Here is a 25,243-nt window from a genome sequence, read left to right as displayed (position 1 = left end):
TTCAGTAGGATGTTCAGTTAAGACGTTATTACTTAACAGTAACAGTTGCGCCAACTTCTTCAAGCTTAGCTTTGATGTCGTTAGCTTCGTCTTCAGAAACGCCTTCCTTAACGTTCTTAGGAGCACCATCAACAAGGTCCTTAGAATCCTTAAGGCCAAGACCAGTGATGTCACGAACAACCTTGATAACCTTAACTTTTTCTTGACCAACATCAGTCAATTCAACGTCAAATTCAGTCTTTTCTGCACCTGCGCCTGCAGCACCTGCAGCAGCAACTGGAGCAGCAGCTGAAACACCAAATTCGTCTTCAATAGCCTTTACTAAGTCGTTTAATTCAAGGATTGAAGCACCTTTTAAATCTTCAATAATCTTTTCAGTATCTAAAGCCATTATAAGTTTCCTCCGAAATTAGATATGTGTAAATTTACTAATATTATTCGTCTTTTGAATCAGCGACAGCCTTAACAGCGTATGCAAAGTTGCGAACTGGAGCTTGTAATACAGATACAAGCATTGAAAGTAAACCTTCGCGACCTGGAATAGCTGCAAGTTTCTTGATTTCTTCTTGGCTGGCAACCTTACCTTCGAGCATACCACCTTTAATTGATAATGCGTCGATATCATCTTCGTATTTAGAAACAATACGAGCTGGTTCAGTGATGTCTTCTGCATCAGCAGTGTAAACAACAGCAGTAGGACCAACAAAAGTATCTTCTAAACCTTCAATACCAGCCTTTTCAGCAGCACGCTTTAAGTAAGTGTTCTTGATAACTTTCATCTTAACGTTAGCATCACGTAGATCCTTACGTAAGTTAGTTACTTCTTCAACAGTTAAACCTAAGTAGTCAATTACTAAGATAGCCTTAGCTTCCTTAAGTTCTGCTGCAAAGTCATCAACAAGCTTTTCTTTTTTAGCAATAATTGCTTTACTCAACGAATTCACCTCCAAATTTACTTTAAGATAAATTCTATCAGCCGAAATAAAAACTCCATGCCAAAAAGACATGGAGTTGTAAAACTCTTTGTTTTTCTGGCCTCGGCGGGATATTAAGGCACGTTAGCCACCCGAGTCTTAGGTAGAATTTACTGTACAATATATTACCTTAAATTAGATAAGTCGTCAATAGCTTTTTTTAATTAAACCATTTTTCGCGAATCTTTTTTAACTCTCCCGTCTTCTCTAAGTGGTCAAGAGCTTGATTAATCTTGTTTTTAAGAGTTTCATCTTTTTTATTGATTCCTACTGAAAATTTTTCACTTGGATATGGTAATTTTTCTTTTTTAAATTCTTTTTGATACTTACTATGAGCTAAATAATAATTTGCATATACCCCATCAATTAATAAGCCATCAATTCTGCCAGCTTTTAAATCAATGAAGGCATTGTTATAAGTATCATACAAAACTGTACTTTTGACACGTTTCTTTAAGACTTTCGGATAATTATCCAAATCATCGGCTCCTGAAGATCCTGTTTGAACTCCAAGAATCTTCCCCCTCATTTGTCGATAATTATTTATTCCTTCATTTTTTCGTGTAACCAGGATCTGATCATTTTCAAGATATGGTTTTGAAAATGCTACTTTCTTTGCCCTAGCCTTCGTCTTAGTATACCCATTCCAGATAACATTTATTGTCCCATTGCGAAGTTCTGTTTCTTTCATTGACCAATCAATTGTTTGAAAATCAGGTTTTAAACCGATCTCCTTGCAAACAGCCTTAGCTAAGTCAACATCAAAGCCAGCGAGCTTACCATTCTTTTGGCGAAAATCCATTGGTACGAAGCTGTCGTCAACACCAATTACTAAAGTACCACGTGATTTAATCGCCTGCCATGAGTTTTCCTGTCCTTGACACCCAGCTACGCCAACAGAAGCTAGCACAATGATCAATAGACCCAAAAATCGTATTATTTTTTTCATCATTTTTCTATTGGCTCAACTTTTAAGATTTTATCAGCAACAGCTTTTCCAAACTGGTGATCGTGAGTGATAATTACCTGCGTCATTCCTGTTTGTTTAAGCTTTAAGAAAATATCTTTTACTTTTCCTACTAACTCGGGATCTAAGGCAGACGTAGGCTCATCATAACACAAGATTTCAGGTTTCATTTGCAGGGCTCTGGCAATGGCTACACGCTGCTTTTGTCCTCCTGATAATTGGTATGGATATAAAGTTTTAAACTTGTCTAAGTCTAATTGCTCTAAAACAGGTGCAGCTGCTTTTTCAGCCTCTGCTTTACTCATCTTATTTACCATAATTGGAGCAAGCGTAATATTATCCATTACTGAAAGGTTTGGAAAAAGATTGTAATCTTGAAAAACCATCCCTACCAAATGATTATTACGATCTGTAGGATCAAATTCTTTTCCATTATGGAGGAATTTTCCACTATCGGCACTTTCAAGCCCTGCGATCAAGCGAAGCAGTGTAGTTTTTCCTGCACCTGAAGGGCCAATAATACTTAAGATATCTCCTTGATCTAGTGACAAATTTAACTTATCAATAATTTTTCTCGTGCCAAAACTCTTACTTATATTCTTGAGCTCTAAAACTTTATTTCCAGACATTGCTTCTCTTCTCCACTACTCTCAATAAAGCTGTTAAAACTGCTGTCATTGCCAAATATACGCACCCTACTAATACTAGTGGAACTAAAGACACGTCTCTTGCAGTCGCAACATTTCCGGCACGTAAAAGGTCTCCTAAACCAATTACATAGACCAAACTGGAGTCCTTAACTAAGTTTATCAGCTCATTACCAATCGAAGGCAAAACAATCTTAACAACTTGTGGACGCACAATACGATTAATTGTTTGCCATCTACTTAAGCCTAGCACTTGTGCTGCCTCAAATTGACCGACGGGTACTGCTTGCAGTCCACCACGGAAGATTTCTGCAAAGTAAGCAGCATAATTGATAATAAATGCGACTAATGCAGCCTCGTATCTTGGAAAGACAATTCCAACAGTTGGTAAGCCATAAAAAATAAAAATTAATTGTAGTAAAAGTGGTGTACCACGAATAATCCATACATAAAATTTCAAAATAGCTTTAACTAATTTCAATTTTGAATGTAAACCAAAGGCAACTAATAAACCTAGCGGAATAGAAACTACAGTCGTCCAAAAAAAGATTTCAGTAGTTAACCAAGCACCGGAAAATAATGATGGCATAATACTAAAAATATAATTTAGCATTTCCTTCACCTGCTATATAAAACATGGAAATATGTAGAAGAATACGAATTTTCTACATATTAGAAAGATATATTTTTCCTTTCTTTGTTTCATTTACTGTCGTCTTCACTAGTATTCTGATATTCCAAATAGGAGTAATCACATTGACCAGCTCTTCGATGTCCTGCATCACTAGCAAAACAAGTTTTGCAGTGAGCCAGACTCTTCCAGCTTAAGGACCTAGCCAGCCCCGTTTATTTTTTTTATTTTGCTAACGCTAAAAGGTTTAAAACCGCATTTTCATCTCGATCATTCTTGTAGCCACACTCATAACAGACATACTCATTATGTTTGGTACCATGCTTTTTGTTACCTTGCAAAGTGATCTTTTCCTCGCCTTTTTTGACATAACCACACTGAGCACATCTTTGAGTTGATGGGTATTTTTTATCAGCCAAGATTAATTCTTTGCCATACCAATCACACTTGTAAGTTAAGATCTGTCTAAACTTGCTAAAGAGCGATCGCTGCATACCTTTTGAAGCTACATGCATCATCATCATTTCTTTAACTGCTAAGTCTTCAATTACAATTTGGTCGTAATTATCTATAAGCTTAGCAGTGAACTTTTGTAAAAGATCATTTTGGATATTAGCCACTTTACGATAATCTCTTTGCAGTTTGGCTCTCACTGCATAGTAATTATTTGACTTAGTAGCTAACTTACCATTCACTTCTCTTTTACGCGCCAGCATTCTTTGATAATGCTTAATACGCTTATAAAGCTTTTGCAATTTAGCTGGCAAAACATTGATTGGGCCCTCTGTATAGTTGAAGTGACCAACATTAACATCAACTGCTGTCTTTTGATGAGTTTTAGCCTTAGCTGGCATGTCCTCTTCATAAGGCAACGCCGCATAATAGCTCTCTTTTTCTTTGAAGATGCTTACCACTTTGACTTCATCCATCTTTAGGGCTTCATAACTTTTTAAATCAAACCAAGACTCTTTTGAGATGCTTCTTGGGCGATCAAGACGAAGCTTGCCATTAACAATCTTAGCTCTATCAGTTTTAAAGCCTTGTCTGGGGGATTTCTTAGATTTAAAACTAGGTATTCCCCAATCAGGCTGTGCCTTATCAAAAAAGTTCTTCCAAGCATTAGCTAAGTCTTTAACAGCTAGTTGTAAACATCTAGCAGACAAAGCATATTGCCAGGCGTCTTTATTTGCAACTAGTTCATCGCGGACTCTGCGTTCATTAGGACTTGGATTATTTTGCTTATTCAAGGTATGAGCTTCATACATTAATTGCCAAGTTTCAAGTCCTTTATTCCAGCAGTATCGGCGATAGTCACATAAAGCATCAAGATACTTTTGCATAGTCTTATTAACTTTTAGCTTAACTACTTGAGTTTTAATCATTGCTTCACCTCCTAAAATACAAACATAAGTTTATCTAAGGAAGAAAAGCAAAACAAGTAAGTATTGAATTAAAGCTTATTTTCCATGTTTAACTTTCTAAATAAGCTAATTTTTCCATCTTCTTCTATAAATTTCTATATTTTTGTTAACAGTTAATCAGCTCCTGTTCTAAAAATAGCATATTGTTTGATTTTAACTAAAATCTCATTACACTTTCAACCTTAGTACAAAAAAAGACTTCACAATTGTGAAGTCTTTTTGCTTAATTAAACAACTATTAATTAGTCTAAGTTTAATGGATCCAAGTGGATACCAGGGCCAAAGGTTGCAGAAACGGCAACACTCTTAACGTATTGACCCTTAGCTGATGCAGGACGTGCACGAAGAATAACGTCACGTAATGCATCAAAGTTTTGTGCTAATTTTTCAGCGTCAAATGAAGCCTTACCGATTGGTGCATGGATTAAACCTTGCTTATCAACACGGTATTCAACTTGACCTGCTTTTTGGTTTTCAACAGCTTTAGCAACGTCCATAGTAACAGTACCAGTCTTAGGGTTTGGCATTAAGCCTTTAGGTCCTAAGATACGACCTAAACGACCAACCTTAGCCATCATCATTGGAGTAGCAATAACTACGTCAAAGTCTAAGTAACCGTTTTGAACTTTTTCTACTAAATCATCAGAACCAACTTCGTCAGCACCTGCTTCTTTAGCTTGATCAGCTTGTGGACCTTCAGCAAAAACAACAACTTTCTTAGATTTACCAGTACCGTTTGGAAGTACCAATGCACCTCTAATTTGTTGATCTGCTTGCTTAGGGTCAACGTTTAAGTTATATGCAACTTCAATAGTTGCATCAAAGTTTGCGTATGAAGTTTCTTTTGCTAACTTCATAGCTTCATCTACTGAATAAAATTTAGTTGAATCAACTTTTTTAGCTGCTTCTAAATATCTCTTTCCATGCTTTGCCATGTAAAAATCCTCCTGAAAATGTGGTCAAACGAGTCTTCTCACACTCTCCCACCTTGATTCGTTAATTTTGATTAACGATCCGACGTTCCTAAAAACACTAGTCTTCTACAGTGAAGCCCATGCTTCTAGCAGTACCTTCAATCATGCGCATAGCAGCTTCAATATCTGCAGCGTTTAGATCTTTCATCTTGGTTTCGGCAATTTCCTTAACTTGGTCCTTAGTTACCTTAGCAACCTTCTTAGTGTTAGGTTCACCAGAACCCTTGTCCACTTTAGCAGCCTTCTTCAAAAGAACAGCAGCTGGTGGAGTCTTAGTAATGAATTCGAATGAACGATCTTCATATACAGTAATAACTACAGGGATAATCATACCCTTTTGATCAGCAGTACGTGCGTTGAAGTCCTTAGTGAAACCAACGATGTTGATTCCAGCTTGACCTAATGCAGGACCAACTGGAGGTGCAGGAGTTGCTGCACCAGCAGGAATTTGCAGTTTAACTACGTTAATAACTTTCTTTGCCACGGTCAATACCTCCTTGATTCCGTGATGCGGTTATAGTGGAGAATTTTCCTTCTTCTCCTCCCACAATAATAAAGATACTCTAATATACTACCAGCAATTTATTAAATTGACAATAGCTAATTAAATTTTATTATTGGTCAAATTCTTTTACTTGGTTATAGTCAAGTTCAGCATTTGTTTCTCTGCCGAACATATCAATAGAAACATAAAGTTTATCTTTTTCTGGATTAATTTCAGTAATCTTACCACTCATGCCACTAAATGCACCATCAATAATAGTTACGGTTTCACCAACTTCATAGTCAGCTTTAGGTTCTTTAGCTGGTTGGCCTTGAGAAGCAAGAATTCTTTCAATTTCGTCATCGTATAAAGGCGATGGCTTTGATCCACCACCGTGACTGCCAACAAATCCAGTAACGTTTGGCGTGTTTCTGACAACATACCAACTTTCATCAGTCATTACCATTTCTACTAAAACGTAACCTGGAAATACCTTTTCATCTACTTCTTGCTTCTTACCACGAACAGTTTCAGTCTTTTGTTCTTCAGGAACAATTACTCGAAAGATATAATTTTGCATACCCATTGATTGGGCTCTTGAAAGTAAATCTTTCTTAACCTTTTCTTCGTAGCCAGAATAAGTGTGTAAAACGTACCATTTCTTTTCGCTGGTTTCAACCATGTTTCTAAACTCCTTAAAATAATACCTTTATGCAAATAAAAAAACCTCCGAGGGAGGTTTTTTAACTGATTTAATTATAACACATATACTGTTTTTATAAGAACATTTGCGTTAAGTAGCTAAATAATAAATCTAGCAAGCCAAGGTAAGCACCAAACAAAATTGAGCTGATGATTACAACACCTGTATCACGTCTATTTTGTTTCCATGTAGGCCATGATACTTTTGCCATAGTTTGGTTAACACTCTTAATAAACTTAAACATTGCTACCTACCTCGTTTCCTTGTGCAAAGTTTGCTTTCCGCAATGCTTGCAAAACTTCTTAAGTCCAAGTCTTTGCGTTCTATTCTTGCTTGCTGCAATAGAATAATTGCGAGAACCACATACAGTACATGCAAGAGCTGCTTTCTTTACTGCCATAAAACCACTCCTAAACTGCATTTATCTTAGCAAAAAAATGTTATTTTAGCAATTCCTATCAATAAAGTAAAGAAGAATCTAATTTACTCATCAAAAAATTATATCTCCTTTTAAATAATATTAATAGATAGTGTAGAATTATACTTATAAGATCTTTTTTAATTAAAAATAAAGCTATCTTCAAAATTGAAAATGAAATAAAAAATAACAATTTTACTTCATTAACTTTATTTCCGTTTAATTTTAACTGCTCTTATGCTGATATTCAACTGATTGGGAGGATTTATTAATTAAAAGGAGCAACTTTTTCCTTTTAATTAAATATTTATCATGGCAGAAAATTCAACTCATCCACTACAAAATTTACTTCCCGAAAAAAGGAACAATAACAAGAGCAATTTCACTTTTTGGGATAATTTTCCAGAAACTCAAAAAGATATGATTGCCATCAATCGTATTATTTTAAAACATGTAAATACTGTTCCGGGTCTACTAGGAGACGCCTTAAAAGATACTTTTGCTTCCCCTGGGAAAATGCTACGTCCTGCTTGTGTAATGCTCTTTGGCTCTTTTGGGCCAAACGCTAACCAAAAACGCGAAGAACTACAAAAAATAGCAACCTCAATTGAGACACTCCATAATGCTACTTTAATTCACGATGATATTATCGATGAATCGAGCATGCGCCATGGAAGACCCTCAATTCAAACAAAATATGGCAAGCATATCGCAGTTTACGCTGGCGACTATTTATTTGCTTTATCACTCACTCTTTTAAGTGAAAATGCTCAAAGCTTGCACAGTGTTATTGCAGATGGAAAAACCATGCAAAATATCCTAGTTGGTGAAACTGAACAGTATAACAATGCCTATAACATTAATATTTCTGAAAAGGAATACTTAGACCAAATTAAGGGTAAAACTGGAGTCTTATTTGGCCTAGCTTGTTTTATTGGCGCTTATGAGAGTGGTCTTAAAGTAACTAGGGCTCTAAAAGCTAAAAAGTTTGGTGAATACTTGGGCCAAGCTTTTCAACTAAGAGATGATATTTTAGACTATACAACTACTAGTTCTACTTTTAAAAAGCCGGTCTTATTAGATGTTAAAGATGGTATCTACTCTGGCCCCTTAATTTTCGCCTTACAAAACGACTCTACAGGCCGCTTACATGAGTTAGTTAAATTAGGAAAAGATTTGACTAAGGAACAACTACAAGAGATAGAAAAAATGGTTAATGACCTTGGCGGGGTAAAACGAGCACAAAAGTTAGCTGATAAATTCACTGATAAAGCTTTACACAACTTGCAAAAGCATTGGCCAGACAACAAAACTCGCCAGCAACTTGAAGAGCTGACAAATATTTTATTAAAGAGAAGCTATTAATTAAGAGAATGTTAAGACATTCTCTTTTCTTTCCTTATTTTTTACTAATTCGCTATAATCTTTTTTTGGATTATAATTCTAGAAAGTAGGAAAAGAAGTGAATAAGAAAAAAGAAAATTCGCATTTTTTTGCCTGGTGGGTTTTTATTGCCTCCTGTTTAATTTCTTTAGTAGGATTTGGATTAATTGTTAATACTATTGGTTTATTCTTTGAACCAATTAGTAAAAGCTTCCATGTTGGTCGAGCAAGCGTTGCCTTAATGACAACCTTGCAAAATGCTGCTGCCGCAATTACCTTGCTGTTTGCAGGTAAAATTATGACCAAGCTTAACTTGCGTTGGCTTTTAACTTTCTGTTTTGCTGTAATTGGAGTTTCCATGCTTAGCTTATCAGCAGCTCAAAGTTTAACTCATTTTTACATTGCTTGGATCATCATTGGAATTTGCCAACCAATTGCTATTACTTTATCCATCCCTGTCCTATTAGGAAATTGGTTCAATGAAAAATTAGGAACTGTGATGGGAATTTCCCTTGGAGTTTCAGCCTTTGGTGGTACCATCTTTAACCCAATTATTGGTAACATCATTACCAACTTTGGATGGAGAGGTGGCTTCATCTGCGAAGGATTACTGATTCTCGGAATTTTAGTTCCTTCAGCATTCTTCCTAAGAGAAAAACCTAACCAAAAACACCAAGCATATGGCAAAGTGAAAAATATACCAGAAAAAGTTCTTGAAACTAGTGGCATTACCCTTAAGGCAGCTCTTAAGACCCCTGTCTTTTATGCTTTAGCATTTGCAATGCTTGCACTGCAATTTGTTTCTGGATCTGTGCAACATATTTCAGGTCATATCACCAGCCAAGGCCTCCCATTAACAATTGGTGCATCAGTAGTTTCTGGGGTAATGCTTGGAGCAGCGGCTGGTAAGATTTCTATCGGTTTTATGCTTGATCGTTTTAATACACGAGCTACTTTATTTATTTATTCTCTATTTGGCTTGTTAGGCTGGAGCGGCGAAATTTTCTTTAAGACTAGTCTTCCACTTATTGCCTCTGCCTTTATTTTAGGTTTGGGTCAAGGTGTGTGTTTAGTTGCTCTTCCTTACCTTATTCGAGAAGAATTCGGAGCTAAGGACTACAGTACAATTCTTTCAGTAATTAATATGACTGGTGCATTTGCAATGTCTGCATCTGTTTACTTGAACGGTCTTTTATTTGATACTACTGGTTCTTATAACTTCGGTTGGGCAATCAACGCAACTGCTTTTGGGCTCAGTTTTGTTGCTTTGTTCCTTACTCTCAAAAAGCAAAATGCATCTCAACCATTAGAAGAAAGTATAGATTAAACTTATAGTTATCTATGCTAACTTAATATTAGTAAAAGCTTACTCATTGACTTACAATAAATGAGTAAGCTTTTTTTATTAATGTTGGGGTGAAAAAGTATGAACAAACATCCAGAATTTTTATTAAACAAGATTAAAAGTCCAAAAGATCTTAAAAAATTAGATCTAAAAGAACTAGAACAATTAGCTAGTGAAATTAGAACCTTGATCCTAGAAAAAGATGCTGCTAAAGGTGGCCACTTAGGACCAGATCTAGGAATTGTCGAAGCTACAATTGCCTACCACTATGTTTTTGCTGCACCTAAAGACAAGATTGTTTGGGACGTTTCTCACCAAACTTATCCACACAAGATGTTAACTGGACGTGCTTATGGTTGGCTTGATCCTGATAAGTACGAAGAGGTAACTCCTTATTCTAATCCTGAGGAAAGTCCATATGACTACTTTGCTGTTGGTCATACTTCAACTTCAGTTGCTTTAGCAACTGGAATGGCCAGAGCACGTGATATGCTCGGAGAACATGAAAATATTACGGCTCTTATTGGGGATGGTTCTTTAACTGGTGGCTTAGCCTTTGAAGGCTTTAATAATGCAGCTGATGAAAAGCATAATCTAATTATTGTAGTAAATGACAATCAAATGTCGATTGATGATAATGTCGGCGGTGTTGTAACTGCTCTGAAGAAATTACGTGAATCAAATGGTCAAACAGCTGATAATCCATTTACTGCAATGGGACTAGATTATAAATATGTTGGTCAGGGAAATGATATTAAAGCAATGATTGATGCCTTCAAATCAATTAAAGATATTGACCACCCAATTGTTTTACATATCAATACCCTTAAGGGTAAGGGATATGAGCCAGCTATTGAAAATGAAGCTAGTCACCACTGGGTATTGCCTTTTGATCTTAAGACGGACAAGACAACTGTACCAGCTCCAAAGACTCCTAATCCAACTACTGTAGTTTTGGATTTCTTAAAGAAACATATTGAAAATCAAGAAAACATCTTAGCCATCAATGCTGCTATTCCTGGCGTCTTTGGCTTAGGCGAGATTAAGAATAAGTATCCTAATAATTATAAGGATGTAGGAATTGCTGAACAAGAATCTGTTGCCTTTGCTGCAGGGGCTGTTAAAGAAGGAATTATCCCAGTCTTATTTGAAAACTCTACTTTCTTACAACGGGCTTATGATCAGCTTTCTCACGATGTAGCAGCTAACGATCTACCAGTCGTAATGGTGGTAGCTGGCGGCGGAATTACTGGCACTTCTAAGACCCACTTAGGTATTTTTGACAACGCCATGGTCGCAAATTGGCCAAACTGGGAATACTTAGCTCCTACCACCTTGAATGAATTAAAATCAATGCTTGAATGGGCAGTTAAGCAAAGAAAGCATCCCGTAGCAATTAAATCTCCAGTAAATCCAATTCCTGAAGGTGAGCCAGTGGATGAAGACTATTCAACTATTAAGTATGATGTAAAGCCCGGTTCTAAGGTTGCCATCATTGGTTTAGGTGACTTTTATCAATTAGGTGAAAAGGTAGTTGATTTATTAAAGACAGAAAACATTAATGCCACTTTGATCAATCCAAAATCTGCTGCTCACCTTGATTATGACGCATTAGATAAACTTCAAAACGACCATGAATTAGTTGTTACTCTAGAAGACAACAGTATTGATGGTGGTTTTGGTCAAAAGGTTGCTAGCTACTATGGTCCAACTAAGATGATGGTTAAGAATTATGGTGCTAAAAGAGAATACACTGATAATGAACCAAAAGAATCCATCTACAAGCGTGATCATTTAATGCCTGATCAAATTGTTAGTGACATTTTAGAAATCCTAAAATAAGTCAAATTCATATTTATATTAGAAAAAAGGTAAATTGTACTAATTTGATACAATTTACCTTTTTATTATTCAAATAATTTAGGATATTTTTTCTGAAATTGAGCTATTTTGTCATAGCTTTGGTCTAAATCATGTTCTACTTCTCGATATATCGGAATTATATTCTGGTAGACCTGCACATTTTTTTGATTTGGAAAATATACTTTACTGTCATCTATTTCTTTCACTATTTTGTCTAAGCTATTCTCTTCATTCAAGCCTAATTGCGCTAGAAACATGGCTGCTAAAGTTCCACTTTGATCATTTTTAATTACCACTACTGGTAAATTAAAAATATCAGCAATTAACTGTCTTACAAAATCACTTCTTACAAAGCCGCCAGTGACTCTTAATGCTTCTGGTTCCCCTATTTTTTCGCGCAATCCTCTAGCTGCACCTAAAAGATTAAAGACAATACCTTCTAAAACACTCCGCGCCATTTGCGGTTTAGTGTGGTTTCGACTTAATCCAATAAAAGATCCGCGAGCTTGAGCATTCCAAATTGGTGCTCGTTCTCCCCCTAAGTAGGGATGAAAAATTAAGCCATTACTGCCTGCAGGAACAGTTTCAGCAACATTAATAAAATCTTCTGCAGTCTGATCGGGCCCAAAAATTGTTTTTCTAGCCCACTCAAAGACGATTCCCCCATTATTTACTGGGCCACCAAGAAGATAATGACTTTTATCGACTGGATAACAAAAGAAGCGATTTTTTGAGTCAACTATTGCTTTAGGTGCAATTGCTCTTACAGCCCCTGATGTACCAACATTTAGTGCAAAGTATTTTTTATCTAAAACACCAACACCAATTGTTGATAAATATCCATCACTAGCTCCTAAAATAATTTTTGTTTCAGAATTTAAACCCAATTTTTGTACATATTCTGCTTCTACTTTTCCAACCACATATTCTGGTTTAGCTAAGCCGGGCAATTTTTCTCGATCTAGTTCAATTTTATCAAGTAATTTCCTATCCCAAGTTAAAGTGTGCAAGTTAAGCAAGCCAGTTCCAGCTGCCATCGTTGTATCGGTAACTATCTTGCCAGTTAAACGCCAAATAATATATTCTTTAATTCCAATCCACTTTTGCACCTGTGCAAAAAGTTTAGGATTTTTTTCTTTAATCCACAGTAATTTATATACAGGAGCCATTGGATGGGGCGGCATCCCTGTCTGCTGATAAATATCTTGCGCAAGACCATTTTCTTTTGCTTGAGCCACAAGCTGGCTACTTCGATTATCCGCCCAAGTAATACTGTTAGTTAATGCTTGATCATCTTTTCCAAGTCCAATTAAACTATGCATTTGACTCGACCAAGAAATTGCTTTAATTTTTCCTGACACTCTTTTACTTAAGTCGAAAATAATCTTTTGAACAGCATCAAATATTACTTGTGGATCTTCTTCCGCTTGATCTACTTTTTCTTGAATTAAAGGATAAGGAAGTGACATTTCTTCAATCTTCTTGCCATTTTCTTGATATAATACACCCTTACTTGCTGTTGTTCCGATATCTATCCCAATTATATAGTCCATAAGCCGCCCCTTTCTTTTAAAATATATTTTCTCACAAAAAAAGAACAATCCCTAGAGATTGTTCTTTGGTGGTCAAACAATGCGTGACCACTGTGCGTAGAATTATTATTTTTAGGTGATGTTACTTCTTAAGATTTTCGTTGACGAAGGCTTCGATCTTATCGTCAGAGTCTTTCAAGAACGGAAGCATGTCACTTTCCGTCTTCATGGTATCTCTACCATTCTTTTCCATAAAGTAGTCCCAAAGTGCGTCTCTAACAGGCATGTCAGAATCGCTCCAATCAAAAACTTCCTTCATGTGACGGTCTAACAATTCTGTCTTAATAACTTCATCTGCCATCTTAAAATTACCTCCTAAATAAATTCTACAAAACTTATTATAGTCTTTTTATTCGTTCTATGCGAATTTAAAATAATTCTTTCCGCATTTTTGCCTTACACCGAGCCTTTGCTTGTAGTAATTGATAACGACTATAATTTGTCTTCTTACTCGCTTCTTCAATCGTTAATTCTCCCAGAAAAATTTTGAGAGCAATTACCTCTTTTTCTGACAACTTGTTAATAAATTTTTGATACATTTCCTTTCTAGGTGTGATGTGCATCTCTTCAACTTCTTCTTTAATCAAATTTTTATGCACCACATTGTCATAGGAAATAGCTTTAGTAAAAGACGTTCTTTTCTGTGCTAATTCATACCTTAAGAGTGATCGGAGATGATTATAAAATTTTGTCCGATAATACGCCCCAAAACTATTTGCTCGTTTCTCATCGTAGGTACAGCAACTTTGATAACACATGATTAATGCTTCTTGTTCCCAGTCATCATGATCAAAATTGCGAATGAAAAAATTTAGTTTTGCTCCATTGATTAAAGGCCGATACCGCTCTACTAGTTCATGCAAAGCTTCCATATCTTGCTCTTCTTTTACACGTCGAATCAAATAAACTTCATTCAATCTTTCCATTCCGGAAATTCCTCCTTTTCTATTTGGTAATAAGAATAAAAAAGAAAAAATCTCATTCTAAGGGAACGAATGTTTATTAATCACAGGTATAGAGCAACTGTACTTTATTAATGATCAAGACTTTATTATGTGTTCGTTTTTATAACTATAAGCAATAAAAAAAATGTCACTTAGCTCTTTCTAAAACTAAATGACAATTTTTTCTAATCTTTAATTATTTTTCAGGATGACGACTATTGAACATTCCGTAAAGCAAAACACCAGTTGCAACACTAGCATTTAATGATTGAACATGTCCAACCATTGGAATGGTTAAAGTTTGATCCATTTGCTTTAACAATAATGGAGAAATTCCCTTACCTTCATTACCAATCACAAGCACTGTCTTTCCTTTGGCATTCCACTTACGATAATCTTCACCTTCCATGGCAGTACCAAAAATCCAGTAACCACGCTTTTTCAGCATCTTAGTAGTTTGAACTAAGTTATTAACTCGAGCTACTGGCACATAATCAATTGCACCCGTTGAAGTTTTGGCAACAACGGAAGTTAAACCACTTGCTCTTCTTTTTGGAATAATGACTGCATCCACGCCTGTCGCATCACAAGTTCTTAAGATCGAACCTAGGTTATGGGGATCTTCAATTGAATCAAGCATTAAGATAAATGGTTCTTTTCCTTCTTGGTCAAACTTATCTAAGAGCTCATCTAAATCAGCATATTCAAATGGAGCTACAGTTAAGACCAAGCCTTGGTGATTTTCATGGTTAACCATTTGATCCAACTTATTTTTAGGTGCATTTTGAACAACTAGATTTTTTTTACGTGCTAATTGATAAACTTGATTAGCAAATTCTTCCTGAACGCCATTTTGTAAAAATACTTTATTAATTAAGTTAGCATCCTGTGTTTTTAAAAAATCAATGCCAGCATGACGTCCATATACAAATTCATCATTATTTGAACTCATAATTATCTAGTCCTCCTTGTTCTACTTGGTCAATGCACCATTTTGCAAGTTCATCAACACGTTCTTTTTTACCTAATAAATCTAAGTATCCAAACATCGCTTCAAATCCAGTTGAGAGCTTATAAGTGTTAATTGAAGTATTTTTTGCATGCGTATGACTTTTAGCATTTCTTCCTCTCTTAAAGGCTGCTAATTCATCTTTATCTAGCATTTCTAAGTCTTGCATTTTAGTAATTAATGCTGCTTGAGCTTTGGCGGAAACATAATGTGTTGCATATCGTTGAAGCATTTGTGGTTTTACAATTCCGCCCTTAACCAAGTGACGTCTGATATAAACCTCATATACTCCATCCCCTAAATAAGCTAAAGTAAGAGGACCTAACCCATCTGGATTAGTATTTTTTTCTGTTAAAATCTTCGGCTTAAGCACGGTGCCACCTCGTTCCTCGTGGAGTATCTTCAATTACAATGCCTTTAGCCTGTAACTCATCTCTTAAGCGGTCACTTTCAGCCCAATCCTTATTTTTACGTGCTTCATCGCGTTGAGCAATTAATTTTTCAATTTCATCATCATTTTCAGCTTGCTCTTCCTTAAAGCTAACTCCAAAAATTTCGAGCCAAGCAATCAATAATTTTTTAGCACGCTTTAAAGCTGGCTTATCCACTTGATCTTTTTGCAAGTGATTATTTAAAGTTGTAGCCAAATCGTACATAATACTCAAAGCATTTTGAACATTAAAATCATCATCCATGGCCTCAATAAATTCAGCTTTTGCTTGTGTTAAATCATCTCTTAAGCCATTATCTTCAAGCGTCTCATTTTCATCATTTAGTCTAGCATCAAGATTACGCAAAGTATTTTGGTAGCGTTTAAGAATAGTTTCAGCTTGTTTTAAGCCATCTTCAGAATAGTTAATTGGACGACGATATTGAACACTAGACATGTAAAAACGTAAAACTTGTGGATCAATTTGCTTTAGAATATCATGCACAGTCACAAAGTTATGGAGTGATTTTGACATTTTTTCTTGTTTCTTACCTACTGTCACAAAACCATTGTGCATCCAGTAATTAACAAATTTTTTACCGGTCTTAGCTTCACTTTGAGCAATCTCATTTTCATGGTGCGGAAATTCCAAATCTTGGCCACCACCATGAATATCAATAGTATCGCCTAAGTACTTAGTTGACATTACTGAACATTCAATATGCCAGCCTGGACGCCCCTTTCCCCATGGCGAATCCCAAGCAATTTCATCCTCTTCTTTTTGAGCCTTCCATAAGGCAAAGTCAATTGGATCTTCTTTCTTACTTTGTTCTTCTTCATTAATATGCTCAGAAGCACCTTCTTCAAGTTCAGCAATATTTTGATCGCTTAGTTGACCATAGTTAGGGAATTTTCTAGCGCGGTAATATACATCCCCATCAACTTCATAAGCAAAGCCTTTATCAATTAAATCTTGAACAAAGTCGATAATTTCTTTAATTTCATGAGTTGCGCGTGGATGAAGAGTAGCTGGCTCAATATTTAATGCTTCGGTATCTTCCATAAAAGCCTTAATGTAGCGCTCAGCAAGCTTTTCGACAGTTGTATGTTCTTTACGGGCCTCATTAATCATCTTATCGTCAACATCGGTGAAGTTAGAAACATAATTCACATCATAGCCTCGATACTCAAAATATCGACGAATTGTATCAAACGCAATCACACTGCGGGCATTTCCAATATGAATATAATTATAAACAGTTGGTCCACAAACGTACATGCTTACTTTTCCAGCTACTAATGGCTTAAACTCTTCTTTTTTTCGAGTTAAAGTATTAAAGACCTTCATGATCATCCCTCTTTCATTTAAGACATTCTTTCATAACTATTCTAACAAAAAAAGCTACGCTTTCACGTAGCTTTAACTGTATTAAATAATTAAAGACCTAAATCACTTAATTGCTTTAAAGTTAAATCAATGTGCTTGTTAACTTTTTCCTTACCCATTAACTCAATAGCTTCACCAATACCAGGTCCAACCATTGAACGAGTAGCAGCAATTCTAATTGGCATAAATAATTTTCTACCCTTTACGCCAGTTTCACGACGAGTAGCTTGAATTGCGTTCATAGCTTGTACAGCAGTAAAGCGAGGAACAGCATTTAGTTGCTTCTTGAATTCTTCAATTACAGGACGAGCATCGTCTTTCTTGATTTCTTCAATTTCTGCATCAGATAATTCTGGAGCTTCTTCAAAGAAGATCTTAGCAATATCTACAATTTGCTTAGTATAAGACATTTGTACAGCGTAAATATTTACTAATTGACGAACCCATTCCATCTTTTCTGGTGAAATTTCTTTATCAACTAAACCTGCTTCTTGTAAGTTATTCAAAGCAAGATCTAATAAAAGATCACGGTCTGCCTTCTTAACGTATTGGTTGTTAATCCATTCAAGTTTCTTTTGGTCAAAGGCAGCTGGTGACTTAGATAAACGCTTAGGATCAAATGACTTAATTAATTCTCTTTGTGAGAAAATTTCACTTTCACCAACAGGAGACCAGCCAAGTAAGGTAATAAAGTTGAACATTGCGTCTGGTAAGTAACCAAGGTCACGGTATTGTTCAATAAATTGAAGAACTGATTCATCACGCTTAGAAAGTTTTTTACCAGTTTCAGAGTTAATGATCAAAGTCATGTGACCAAACTTAGGTGGTTCCCAGCCAAGTGCTTCATAAACAACTAATTGCTTAGGAGTGTTAGCTACGTGGTCATCCCCTCTAAGAACGTGAGTAATTTCCATTAAGTGGTCATCAATTACAACGGCGAAGTTGTAGGTTGGCATACCATCACGTTTTTGAATAACGAAGTCACCACCGATAGTATCTGATTCAAATGATACCTTACCCTTAACCATATCTTCCCAAGCATAAGTTCTATTTTCAGGAATGTGGATACGAACAACTGGCTTTAAGCCTTTTGCTTCTGCAGCTGCTTGAGCTTCTTTAATTTCATCAGCGGTCATGCCTTCATATTCATAAGTGTAGTGAGGAGCAATTCCCATTGCACGTTGTTCTTCACGTTGTGCTTCAAGTTCTTCCTCAGTCTTGTATGAATAGTAAGCTTTACCTTCATCAATTAATTGTTGAATATATTTATTGTAAATGTCTTTACGCTCTGATTGGCGGTAAGGGCCAAAGTCGCCACCCTTATCAGGACCTTCATCCCAGTCAATACCTAACCAGTGCAAGTTTTCCATTTGGGACTTAGAACCACCTTCAACGTTACGTTTTTGGTCCGTATCTTCAATTCTTAAGACCATTGTCCCTTTATTGTGACGTGCAAATAGATAGTTAAATAATGCAGTACGTGCGTTACCAATGTGCAAGTGACCTGTTGGACTTGGTGCGTAACGAACGCGGATTTTTTGTTTTGCCAAAATTAAAGCGCCTCTTTCAAAATTTATTAAAATTCATCCATTTAAGTGTAACTTTTAACGAGCAAAAGTTCAATCTCTCTGCTAGTTAAAAACAAGTTTTAAAGCTTGTGGTAAACTTGCTACTCCAATTACTTCGATCTCAGAGTTATTCTTAAGGTCCTGGTTTAAGTTGTTTTTAGGGATAAAAATCCTCTTAAAGCCTACTTTTGCAGCCTCTTTAACTCTAGCTTCAATTTGATTAACTCTTCTAATTTCACCAGTTAAGCCAACTTCACCTACAAAGCAATCAGTCGAAGAAATTTCTTTATTTTTGTAACTTGAAGCAACCGCCATACAAATTGCAAGATCAATTGCTGGTTCATTTAATTTAATCCCACCAGTTGCAGTTAGAAAAGCATCTTGATTTTGAAGCATTAAGTTGCCTCTTTTTTCTAAAACTGCCAATAAAAGTGCTACTCGATTAAAATCTAATCCTGAAGTTGTTCTTTTTGCATATCCGAATGCTGTTGGGGTTACTAAAGCTTGGATATCCGCAAGAAGCGGCCGCGTTCCTTCAAGTGAAACGACAACTGAAGATCCAGTCGAATTAGGTAAGCGTTCGTCTAAGAAAATAGCTGAAGGATTACTTACTTCTGCTAACCCTTCATTTTTCATCTCAAACATTCCAATTTCATTAGCTGCGCCAAAACGATTCTTGACTGATCTTAAAATTCGATATGAGTGGTGCCCATCCCCTTCAAAGTAAAGGACGGTATCAACCATATGTTCCATAATCTTGGGACCAGCAATTGCTCCTTCTTTAGTTACATGCCCAATAACAAAAGTAGTTATTTGTTCATTTTTAGCAATTTTCATTAATTCACTTGTTACTTCACGTACTTGAGAAGCAGATCCAACCATTGAATCAAGTGAAGGTTCGTTCATTGTTTGAATAGAGTCAATTACCAAAAAATCTGGCTTAATTTCATCAATCTGGTCACGAATATTTTGCATATTTGTTTCTGGATAAAGCAAAATTCCGCTATCGCTTACTCCTAGTCGATCTGCTCGCATCTTTATTTGACTCGCAGACTCTTCTCCTGAAACATATAAGACGCTATATTCTTTAGCTAAAGCACCAGTAATTTGAAGCATTAAGGTTGATTTTCCAATTCCTGGATCTCCTCCAATTAAAACTAAAGATCCTGGAACAATCCCTCCTCCTAAAACTCGATTTAATTCTTCAAAAGGAGTCACAATTCTTTTTTCTTTCTCAGCTTTTACTTCAGTTAACTTTACTGGATCATTATTTCCAATTTTAGTTATCAACCGGCTTGCAGTTGCCTTAGCTGATACTTTTTTAATTTCCTGTGTCTCTTCTTCAAATTGATTCCAAGCACCACAATTGGGACATCTCCCAAGATAGGAAGCAGAAATATATCCACAATTACGACACTTATAACGAGTTTTAACTTTTGCCATTAGTCATCATTCCTTGTTCCAGACGAACCAAATCCTCCAAGACGCTGTCTTTGAACTGGATCATCATTATCTGCTTTTAAGTAAGGCATAAAAATTCCTTGTCCAATTCGTTCACCCTTTTTGATCTTTAGCGGACGAACGCCGTAATTAATTAATTGAAAGTAAATTTCACCTTCGTTTTTTTCATTATTATAGTAGTCACTGTCAATTATACCGATCCCATTTGGCAAAGTAACGTTTCGCTTATAAGTATTAGAAGAGCGGTTAGCTAAAATTAGAACTTCATCCTCTGGCATGTATGCCTTAATTCCAGTGGGTACTAAAAAAGGTTTTAATACTTTTTCAGCTAATTCTAAATCGTGTTCATTCAATTCATGACCATTTCTAATTAGTCTAAAAATTCGAACAAAGTTCATACACCAAATTGATGGCAAAACTATATCTTGTGCACATTCAAAGTCATAGCCTGCACTCGCAATTGTTTGGCGTTGAGGCAGGTGTAGGCCTGCATTACGGTATTTAGATACTATTTCAAAACCACGTTTTTTCATTTTTATCCTCTCTTACATTCGCTTAGACCTATATTTTACGTTAATTTATTATACTTGTCTTACTTATATATACGAAAAAAACACTTATTTTTTGGGCCAATAAGTGCTTTATTTTTTATCATACTTTATTAACTGGAATATAAACTTGAGCGTCATTTGGTAAAACATAATTTACATTATTATAGCCATTCCAGTTAGTTTGCATATCATTCATTTTGGTTTGAATATTATTAACTTTAACCTTTGTTAATCCTAGTGCTTGACGGGTATTATCTGACAAACGCTGCATTTCCCGATTTGGAGCTATTTGAAAACTAAAATTATCAATTGTCGCATTTTTCCCTTGTAAATGATCACTCTGAGTATTGGATAATGCCCCATGATAGTTCTTATATAGAGTCATTAAATCATCTAAAGGTAAATCAGTCCGAACATTATCTTTGGCCGTGTCGAGTAAAGAATTCATTTGTATAATATTTTTTGATTTATTAACTTTTGTCAGAGCACTAAGCAGAACCTGCTGGCCTCGTTTTTGACGGCTGTAGTCATTATCAGGATCATCATATCTCATTCTACTGTAGCCTAAAACCTCGTTGCCATTTAAATACTGTTTTCCCTTAGGATAGTATGTCCTTCATACTTAAAAGCAAAAGGATTATTAACAGTAACGCCGCCAACAGCGTCTACAGTCTTTTCTAATCCACCCATATTAACCAAGGCATAATAATCAACAGGAACATCTAGTAATTCATGAACCTGCTTTTTTATTTCTCTAGGTCCGCCTAAAGCATAGGCTGCATTAATTTTGGTATATTCTACCTTATTTTTAGTTTCAACCCTTACTAATGTATCTCGAGGAATAGCAGTTGTAGTTAAAGTTTGCTTTTTAGGATTAACAGTAATTAATTCCAAGGTATCTGTATTTCCAGCATAACTAGTTCCTCGTCCTAAGGCTCCCACATCAGTACCTAATACCAAGATTGAAAATGGCTTCCCTTGTTTTAATTGCTGACGACTGGCTAAAGAATGATTAGTAGAAATAGTATTAGCCGTCGATTGAATTTTTTGGTATTCATAACCAAAAATTCCTAAAATCGCTACTATTAAGATCCCAACTATTGAGAAAAATAAATATTTTTTCTTGAGTTTCATATTTTTTCCTCCAAATTCCGTGATCAGAATAACAAAAAGAAGCATATTATTATCTCTTTTATCTATTTTTTTAATAAAGCTTTAGGCTAATCAAAAAATTATTTATATCATATTTAAATTTTAAATACCGTGACTAGACATAACTCTTTATTTTAAGCTAAAATATAATTAAGTTTTTTTTAATTAAGGAGGATCTTATGAGCAAAGAAATCACAAACGATCTTATTAATAATTTCGAAAATGACTTTAACTCAAGTAAAGCTAACAAAGTTGCGGCTCGTGCTGCTCAAGAAAATGGTATTTTTAAAGCTAGTCAAAATCTACAAACTAAGATTGACTTAGACCCAACTTTTTCAATTGAAATTGATACTGGCAAAGTTGCTAACCAAAAACAATCTGGTCGCTGCTGGATGTTCAGTGCTTTAAACACAATGCGTCATTCAATTCAAAAGAACTTCAAAATTAAGGACTTTGAATTATCTCAAAATTACACTAACTTCTGGGACAAATTTGAAAAGTCAAACTGGTTCTTTGAAAATGTGATTGCTACTGCTGATAAAGACTTAGGCGATCGTAAAGTTGCTTTCCTATTTGCAACCCCACAACAAGACGGTGGTCAATGGGATATGCTTTGCGGAATAATTGAAAAATATGGTATTGTTCCAAAGAAAGTTTACCCAGAAACTGCTAATGCAACTAATTCAAGTGCTTTAAATGATACTTTAAATACACTTCTTAGAAAAGATGGTCTTGAATTACGTAAGATGGTTCAAGATGGAAAGAGTGAAGAAGAAGTTCAAGAACGCAAAAACGAAATGCTTAAAGAAGTTTACCGTATTTTAGCTATTTCTCTTGGTGTTCCACCTAAAACTTTTGACTTTGAATACAAAGATGATGATGGTAACTACCATAGAGATGCTGCCCTAAGTCCACAAGACTTCTTTAAAAAGTATGTTGGTTGGGACTTAAGTGAGTACATTTCCACAATTAATGCACCGACTAAAGACAAGCCTTTCCATAAAGTATTTTCTGTTGAATACTTAGGAAATGTGGAAGGTGGCCGTCAAGTACGTCACTTGAACTTACCAATTGATGAAATGAAAGATTTGATTATCACTCAACTTAAAAACGGTGAAGTTGTTTGGTTTGGATCAAACGTTGTTAAAGACTCCGAACGTCAAGCCGGCTTACTTGATACTGAATTATACAAGCGTGACGACTTATTTGACGTTGACTTTGACATGTCTAAAGCCGACATGCTTGATTCAGGCGAAAGCATGATGGACCACGCAATGGTTATTACAGGTGTTGATTTAGTCGATGGCAAGCCAACTAAGTGGAAGATTGAAAATTCTTGGGGTGAAAAGCCTGGATTTAAAGGTTACTTTGTAATGAGTGACAGCTGGTTCGATAAGTTTGTTTACCAAGCAGTTATCAACAAGAAATACCTTAGTGATGAATTGAAGGAGACCTTTGAAGAAGGCAGTAAAGATCCAATTCAATTACTTCCTTGGGATCCAATGGGTGCTTTAGCTAATAATTATTAGAAATAAAAAATCATTCGGAATGCAACATAAAGCAAACTGAATGATTTTTTATTTTATCTATCTTTCATATCTAAAAATATAAAATTAATTTCTTTCACTACAGCTTTTTCTCTTACTTTTTAATAATAGCAGTTATTAAGTAAAAAAGGATCTCATACAATGCCTAACATATTAACAAAACGTGTTTCAATGATTGAATTATTTTATGATCTTGTGTTTACTTATATGATCTCGCAAGCAACCAGTTTGATTCATCATTTACAGCACGGAACTATTTCGCCTGTTTCATTTTTGATCTTTGCAGTTATCGTGATTGTCTTCATTAATTCTTGGATGGTTCAATCCGTTTTTACTAACCGCTATGGATCATAAAGTGGACAGATATTACTTTTTACTTTATTGATATGATGATTTTGCTATATATGTCCAACTCTTTTAGCAATACTAGTTCAAAAGATTTAACTACTTTCTTCCTGGCTGCTAGTTTACTATCTTTTACCCTCTTTCTTCAGTATCTAATTGTTTTCTTTAAATCGTCTAATTCAAACGATAAGAATATTGCTAAAGCATTTTGCAGCATTTTAATCTTTAGAACTCTTGCCTTATTAGTTGGTGGTCTTTCTAACACAAGCCTGGGTCGACTAGTCGCTTTTTTAGGAATCATTATTAGCTGGATCCTGCCGAGTTTTACTGGTAAATATACTAAGAAAACATTCTAAGCTAAATAGTGAATTAGTTATCCGACGGGATAATTGATTCACTATTTTTATTCTCTTGTAGAATTTAAGTAGTAGTAAAACTATATGTCATCGGGGCTTTAGACACTTGATGTCGCATAATAAACTGGCAGTTTCGCTTGAGTTTTCAGGAGTCTCTTCGAAGAATGTGGACACTTAGATGTCGAGTTTAGAAAATTAGATCTGATTTCTTAAGTAAATACGTTTTACTACTTGAGCTTAGGGGGTTATATTATGCAAGTTACTTTTGGAATTGATGTAAGCAAGTCGAATTCTACTGTTTGCGAACTAATTGGTGAAAGTAAAAATGAACTTACTATTACCAATGATCGTCCTGGTTTTATTCAATTACTTCATGAGCTGGCTGCTTTTTCTAAACATCCACAAATTATTTTTGAAGCTACCGGTGTTTATTCACGCAGACTTCAGGCCTTTCTTGAAGACTACGGCTATGAATATATTGTTCTTAATCCGCTTAAAGCCAAAAAAGAGATGAAACAACAAGACCGATAAAACTGATGCTTATCATTTAGCTTTAATTCAAAGACTTTATCGCCATCCGGTTAATCAAAGCGAATCCCAAACTTATAAGCAGCTTAATGCTTTGAGCCGCTTCTATGACCAGCTGACAAGTGACTTGGTAATAGCTAAAAATCGACTTCACCAAGCTCTACAATCAACCTTTCCCGAAATTGAAAACTTATTTTCTATTGCTAGAGGTAAGAATTATTGGCAAATAGTTGCTCGTTATCCTCATTGTGATTTAGTAAGAAAAGATGATAAAAAGCAAATTATTAACTGGTTGATGAAATTGAAAGGCATCGCTTTTAATCATGCACAAAGGACAACAGATAAACTAATTGAATTAGCTCATTTAGCTTATCCAGTTGTTTCTTGCTCTGACATAGAAGTCCAGCAAGCACAATATTATGCCCGAAGACTGCTTAATCTAAGCAATCAACGTCAACGTATAATTACAAAAATGGTTAAACTCGCCAAAACTTTGCCTAATCATGACTTAGAAAACCTAGAAAGCATTCCAGGCTTTGCACAGACCACTGCAGTCAGAGTTT

Annotated in this window: 28 protein-coding genes, 1 pseudogene and 1 other annotated feature; of the genes and pseudogenes, 7 read left to right on the top strand and 22 right to left on the bottom strand. The window is 35.5% G+C overall.

Features of this window, described 5'->3' with window-relative positions; all coding sequences use genetic code 11:
• Window positions 1–28: 28 nt before the first annotated feature.
• From rplL to rpmG, 11 genes are all read right to left on the bottom strand, one after another.
• Window positions 29–391 (bottom strand): 50S ribosomal protein L7/L12, encoded by a 363-nt coding sequence (rplL, locus tag CP370_RS04360; protein WP_003647769.1) that lies wholly within the window; start codon window positions 389–391, stop codon window positions 29–31.
• Between the two features lie 43 nt (window positions 392–434).
• Window positions 435–935 (bottom strand): 50S ribosomal protein L10, encoded by a 501-nt coding sequence (rplJ, locus tag CP370_RS04355; RefSeq protein WP_004895747.1) that lies wholly within the window; start codon window positions 933–935, stop codon window positions 435–437.
• Between the two features lie 37 nt (window positions 936–972).
• Window positions 973–1,096 (bottom strand) — a sequence feature (ribosomal protein L10 leader region).
• Between the two features lie 38 nt (window positions 1,097–1,134).
• A complete protein-coding gene (locus tag CP370_RS04350) occupies window positions 1,135–1,923 on the bottom strand; it encodes an amino acid ABC transporter substrate-binding protein (RefSeq protein WP_180707240.1) in 789 nt (262 codons plus the stop codon).
• On the bottom strand, window positions 1,923–2,570 hold the full coding sequence (locus tag CP370_RS04345) for an amino acid ABC transporter ATP-binding protein (protein WP_012845685.1): 648 nt from the start codon (window positions 2,568–2,570) through the stop codon (window positions 1,923–1,925). Before CP370_RS04345 ends, CP370_RS04350 begins: the two co-directional genes overlap by 1 nt.
• Complete coding sequence (locus CP370_RS04340) at window positions 2,557–3,201, bottom strand: amino acid ABC transporter permease (protein WP_012845684.1); 645 nt, start codon at window positions 3,199–3,201, stop codon at window positions 2,557–2,559. Before CP370_RS04340 ends, CP370_RS04345 begins: the two co-directional genes overlap by 14 nt.
• 242 nt (window positions 3,202–3,443) lie before the next feature.
• On the bottom strand, window positions 3,444–4,601 hold the full coding sequence (locus tag CP370_RS04335; protein ID WP_087285079.1) for an RNA-guided endonuclease TnpB family protein: 1,158 nt from the start codon (window positions 4,599–4,601) through the stop codon (window positions 3,444–3,446).
• 281 nt (window positions 4,602–4,882) lie between these two features.
• Window positions 4,883–5,575: a 50S ribosomal protein L1 gene (gene rplA, locus CP370_RS04330; protein WP_004895751.1), complete on the bottom strand. Its 693-nt coding sequence runs from the start codon at window positions 5,573–5,575 to the stop codon at window positions 4,883–4,885.
• A gap of 97 nt (window positions 5,576–5,672) precedes the next feature.
• Complete coding sequence (rplK, locus tag CP370_RS04325) at window positions 5,673–6,098, bottom strand: 50S ribosomal protein L11 (RefSeq protein ID WP_004895752.1); 426 nt, start codon at window positions 6,096–6,098, stop codon at window positions 5,673–5,675.
• Between the two features lie 130 nt (window positions 6,099–6,228).
• Window positions 6,229–6,780 (bottom strand): transcription termination/antitermination protein NusG, encoded by a 552-nt coding sequence (nusG, locus tag CP370_RS04320; RefSeq protein ID WP_004895753.1) that lies wholly within the window; start codon window positions 6,778–6,780, stop codon window positions 6,229–6,231.
• Between the two features lie 94 nt (window positions 6,781–6,874).
• Window positions 6,875–7,045 carry a preprotein translocase subunit SecE gene (gene secE, locus CP370_RS04315; protein ID WP_004895754.1) on the bottom strand — a complete coding sequence of 57 codons (171 nt, stop codon included), beginning with the start codon at window positions 7,043–7,045 and terminating at the stop codon, window positions 6,875–6,877.
• A gap of 6 nt (window positions 7,046–7,051) precedes the next feature.
• Window positions 7,052–7,201 carry a 50S ribosomal protein L33 gene (gene rpmG / locus CP370_RS04310; RefSeq protein ID WP_087713257.1) on the bottom strand — a complete coding sequence of 50 codons (150 nt, stop codon included), beginning with the start codon at window positions 7,199–7,201 and terminating at the stop codon, window positions 7,052–7,054.
• 330 nt (window positions 7,202–7,531) lie between these two features.
• On the opposite strand from rpmG, the gene CP370_RS04305 reads away from it, so the two are divergent.
• The 3 genes from CP370_RS04305 to CP370_RS04295 all read left to right on the top strand — a co-directional run bounded on the left by CP370_RS04305 (window position 7,532) and on the right by CP370_RS04295 (window position 11,789).
• A complete protein-coding gene (locus tag CP370_RS04305) occupies window positions 7,532–8,584 on the top strand; it encodes a polyprenyl synthetase family protein (protein ID WP_087713258.1) in 1,053 nt (350 codons plus the stop codon).
• Window positions 8,585–8,681: 97 nt separating this feature from the next.
• On the top strand, window positions 8,682–9,929 hold the full coding sequence (locus CP370_RS04300) for an MFS transporter (protein WP_087713259.1): 1,248 nt from the start codon (window positions 8,682–8,684) through the stop codon (window positions 9,927–9,929).
• Window positions 9,930–10,028: 99 nt separating this feature from the next.
• On the top strand, window positions 10,029–11,789 hold the full coding sequence (locus tag CP370_RS04295) for a 1-deoxy-D-xylulose-5-phosphate synthase (protein ID WP_087713260.1): 1,761 nt from the start codon (window positions 10,029–10,031) through the stop codon (window positions 11,787–11,789).
• Between the two features lie 65 nt (window positions 11,790–11,854).
• Here the strand turns inward: CP370_RS04295 and CP370_RS04290 are convergent, their stop codons facing one another.
• From CP370_RS04290 to CP370_RS10195, 11 genes are all read right to left on the bottom strand, one after another.
• Entirely contained in the window at window positions 11,855–13,363 is a 1,509-nt protein-coding gene (locus CP370_RS04290; protein WP_087713261.1) for a gluconokinase, read from the bottom strand.
• Window positions 13,364–13,484: 121 nt separating this feature from the next.
• Entirely contained in the window at window positions 13,485–13,703 is a 219-nt protein-coding gene (locus CP370_RS04285; protein ID WP_003649422.1) for a hypothetical protein, read from the bottom strand.
• 67 nt (window positions 13,704–13,770) lie between these two features.
• Entirely contained in the window at window positions 13,771–14,328 is a 558-nt protein-coding gene (locus tag CP370_RS04280) for a sigma-70 family RNA polymerase sigma factor (protein WP_087713262.1), read from the bottom strand.
• 214 nt (window positions 14,329–14,542) lie between these two features.
• The gene (rlmB, locus tag CP370_RS04275) at window positions 14,543–15,298 is read right to left on the bottom strand and encodes a 23S rRNA (guanosine(2251)-2'-O)-methyltransferase RlmB (protein WP_004895769.1); all 756 of its coding nucleotides are present in this window, start codon (window positions 15,296–15,298) and stop codon (window positions 14,543–14,545) included.
• Window positions 15,285–15,728, bottom strand: a complete 444-nt coding sequence (locus tag CP370_RS04270) for a Mini-ribonuclease 3 (RefSeq protein ID WP_087713263.1) — start codon at window positions 15,726–15,728, stop codon at window positions 15,285–15,287. Before CP370_RS04270 ends, rlmB begins: the two co-directional genes overlap by 14 nt.
• The gene (gene cysS / locus CP370_RS04265; RefSeq protein WP_087713264.1) at window positions 15,721–17,133 is read right to left on the bottom strand and encodes a cysteine--tRNA ligase; all 1,413 of its coding nucleotides are present in this window, start codon (window positions 17,131–17,133) and stop codon (window positions 15,721–15,723) included. Before cysS ends, CP370_RS04270 begins: the two co-directional genes overlap by 8 nt.
• 89 nt (window positions 17,134–17,222) lie before the next feature.
• The gene (gene gltX / locus CP370_RS04260) at window positions 17,223–18,722 is read right to left on the bottom strand and encodes a glutamate--tRNA ligase (protein ID WP_004895777.1); all 1,500 of its coding nucleotides are present in this window, start codon (window positions 18,720–18,722) and stop codon (window positions 17,223–17,225) included.
• Window positions 18,723–18,803: 81 nt separating this feature from the next.
• Window positions 18,804–20,183, bottom strand: a complete 1,380-nt coding sequence (gene radA, locus CP370_RS04255) for a DNA repair protein RadA (protein ID WP_012845675.1) — start codon at window positions 20,181–20,183, stop codon at window positions 18,804–18,806.
• Entirely contained in the window at window positions 20,183–20,734 is a 552-nt protein-coding gene (locus tag CP370_RS04250) for a dUTP diphosphatase (protein ID WP_087713265.1), read from the bottom strand. Before CP370_RS04250 ends, radA begins: the two co-directional genes overlap by 1 nt.
• Before the next feature lie 118 nt (window positions 20,735–20,852).
• Complete coding sequence (locus CP370_RS10200; RefSeq protein WP_250638312.1) at window positions 20,853–21,305, bottom strand: LCP family protein; 453 nt, start codon at window positions 21,303–21,305, stop codon at window positions 20,853–20,855.
• A gap of 29 nt (window positions 21,306–21,334) precedes the next feature.
• Window positions 21,335–21,886, bottom strand: coding sequence for an LCP family protein (locus CP370_RS10195; RefSeq protein WP_250638269.1), 552 nt, complete (start codon window positions 21,884–21,886; stop codon window positions 21,335–21,337).
• Window positions 21,887–22,083: 197 nt separating this feature from the next.
• On the opposite strand from CP370_RS10195, the gene pepC reads away from it, so the two are divergent.
• From pepC to CP370_RS04230, 4 genes and pseudogenes are all read left to right on the top strand, one after another.
• Entirely contained in the window at window positions 22,084–23,433 is a 1,350-nt protein-coding gene (gene pepC, locus CP370_RS04240) for an aminopeptidase C (protein WP_087713266.1), read from the top strand.
• A 159-nt stretch (window positions 23,434–23,592) separates the two neighbouring features.
• Entirely contained in the window at window positions 23,593–23,805 is a 213-nt protein-coding gene (locus CP370_RS10190; protein WP_087713267.1) for a low temperature requirement protein A, read from the top strand.
• 50 nt (window positions 23,806–23,855) lie between these two features.
• Window positions 23,856–24,152 (top strand): hypothetical protein, encoded by a 297-nt coding sequence (locus tag CP370_RS10185; protein ID WP_250638270.1) that lies wholly within the window; start codon window positions 23,856–23,858, stop codon window positions 24,150–24,152.
• A 252-nt stretch (window positions 24,153–24,404) separates the two neighbouring features.
• Window positions 24,405–25,243, top strand: a pseudogene (locus CP370_RS04230) (IS110 family transposase); the annotation flags it as partial.

This window comes from Lactobacillus sp. UMNPBX19 (genome assembly GCF_002553805.1).
Taxonomy (GTDB): domain Bacteria; phylum Bacillota; class Bacilli; order Lactobacillales; family Lactobacillaceae; genus Lactobacillus.
This window is presented reverse-complemented; position numbering and strand designations above follow the sequence as displayed.